This window comes from Corallococcus sp. AS-1-6 (assembly GCF_020037015.1).
Lineage (GTDB): Bacteria > Myxococcota > Myxococcia > Myxococcales > Myxococcaceae > Corallococcus.
Window position 1 is genome coordinate 1 of record NZ_JAIQDE010000079.1, and the last position, 2,265, is coordinate 2,265.

The 2,265-nt window shown below is 71.8% G+C and carries 1 protein-coding gene; it reads right to left on the reverse strand.

What is annotated here, in order from left to right; all coding sequences use genetic code 11:
- The coding region (locus tag K8612_RS38695) for a non-ribosomal peptide synthetase (RefSeq protein WP_223765922.1) at window positions 1-2,265 on the reverse strand (2,265 nt) is incomplete at both ends.

Sequence of the window (2,265 nt, forward strand, 5' to 3'; positions counted from 1 at the left end):
CAACCACTGGCGCTGCCATTGGGCGTAGTCGGCGTACTGCACGGGCAGCGGGGGCAGGGCCGGAGGCTGGCCGGAGACGTGCGCGGCGTAGAGGGCGCCCAGCTCGCGCACCAGCACGCCCATGGACCAGCCGTCGGTGACGATGTGGTGGAGCACCAGCAGGAGCACCGCGTCGTCCGGCCCCAGGCGCACCAGCAACGCGCGCACCAGGGGGCCCTTGGCCAGGTCGAAGGGGCGTTGGGCTTCCTGGCGCGCCAGGCGCAGCGCTTCGGCTTCGCGAGCCTCCTGGGGCAGGGCCTCCACGCTGAGCGTGGTCAGGGGCAGTGGGCTCGCGGAGAGCACCTGCTGCAAGGGCCCGTCCTCGCCCGGCGCGAACACCGTGCGCAGGGCTTCGTGCCGGTGCACCAGTCCCTCCAACGCCAGCCGCAGCGCTTCCTCCTTCAGCGCTCCGCTCAGTCGCAGGGCCAGGGGGACATGATAGGCGCTCGACTCCGCGTCGAGCTGCGCCAGCAGCCACAGCCGCTCCTGGGCGAAGGACTGCGGCATCCAATCGGTCCGGGGGGCCGGATGCAGGGGCGGCGGCGCATGTCCTGGATCCGCGGCCAGCGCTGCTTCGAGCTTCCGGACCACCGCGCCCAGCGTCGGGGCTTCGAAGAAGTCGCGGATGGACAGCTCGGTGCGCAGTGCCTCGCGCAGCCGCGCCACCACCTGGGTGGCCAGCAACGAGTGGCCTCCGAGGTCGAAGAAGTTCTCGTCCAGGCCGACTCCCGGCAGTCCCAGGACGTCCGCCCAGACGCCCGCCACCAGCTCTTCGACCGGTGTGCGTGTGACGGAGGGGACGATGGCGTGAGGGAGCTCGAAGGTCGGCGCGGGCAGCGCGCGACGATCCACCTTGCCGTTGGCGTTCAGCGGCAACGACTCCAACAGGACGATGGCCGAGGGCACCATGTACGCCGGCAGTTGGTCGGCCAGGAAGCCGCGGAGGCTGGCGGCGGACGGTGACGCTCCGGCGTGCGCGACCACGTAGGCGACCAGTCGCTTGTCTCCGGGGGCGTCCTCGCGCACCAGCAGCACCGCTTCCCCCACCTCCGGGTGGCGGACCAGGGCGGATTCAATCTCCCCCAGCTCGATGCGGAAGCCGCGCAGCTTCACCTGGTGATCCCGCCGGCCCTGGAACTCGATGGCGCCATCCGCGAGCCGGCGGACGAGGTCGCCCGTCCGGTACATGCGGGCACCCGGCTCGCCCGCGAAGGGATCCGGGATGAACCGTTCGGCCGTGAGCGCCGGACGGCCCAGGTAGCCCCGGGCCACGCCAGGGCCACCGATGAACAGCTCCCCGGGCAGTCCTACCGGAACGGCTCGCAGGCGCTCGTCGAGCACGTGCAGCGTGGTGTTCGCGAGCGGCTGCCCGATGGGCACCGTGGTCGCGTCCAGGGACACGTGACGCGTCAGGTGCCAGGAGGCGAACGTCGTGGTTTCGGTGGGGCCGTAGACGTGCAGCAGCCGCCCGGGGGCGCCCTTGTCCAGCACCGCCCGGACCCACTTGGGATCCACGGCCTCACCGCCAAAGAGCAGGTGGCGCAAGGGCTGGAACGCGGCAGGGGTCTCGCGGGCGAGCTGGTTGAACAGCGCCGTGGTCACGAACAGCGTGGTGATGCCGTGCTCCCGGATGGCCTGCTCCAGCTCGCGCGGCGAGAGGGCCACCTCCTTCGAGATGCCCACCACGGTCGCGCCATGGAGGAGCGGTCCCCAGATCTCGAACGTGGCGGCGTCGAACGAGCTGTTCGCGGCCTGGGCCACGCGGTCGGACGGCTCCAGTCGCACGTAGTCGGTGTTGCACACGAGCCGCAGCACGGCGCGGTGCGGAACGCCGATGCCCTTGGGCGTGCCCGTCGAACCCGACGTGTAGATGACGTAGGCCAGCTCCTCCGCGTCGCCAGTGTCGTGAAGGGGCGCCGTGCTCTCGTTGGCGAGCGCGCCCTCCCAGTCCGTGTCCAGGCAGAGCGTCTGGACCTCCGGCTCCGCGAGCGAGCCGGCCAGGTGCGACCGGGTCAGCAACACCGGCACGCGAGCGTCCCGCAGCATGAAGCCGAGCCGCTCCGCGGGGTGCTCCGGATCCAGGGGGAGGTAGGCGGCGCCGGCCTTGAGGATGGCGAGCATGCCGGCGAAGAGGAGGGGTGAGCGCTCAACGCAGAGGGCGACGACGTGGCCGGGCCGGACGCCGAGGTGGCGCAGGCGGTGGGCGAGCTGATTGGAGAGGGCGTC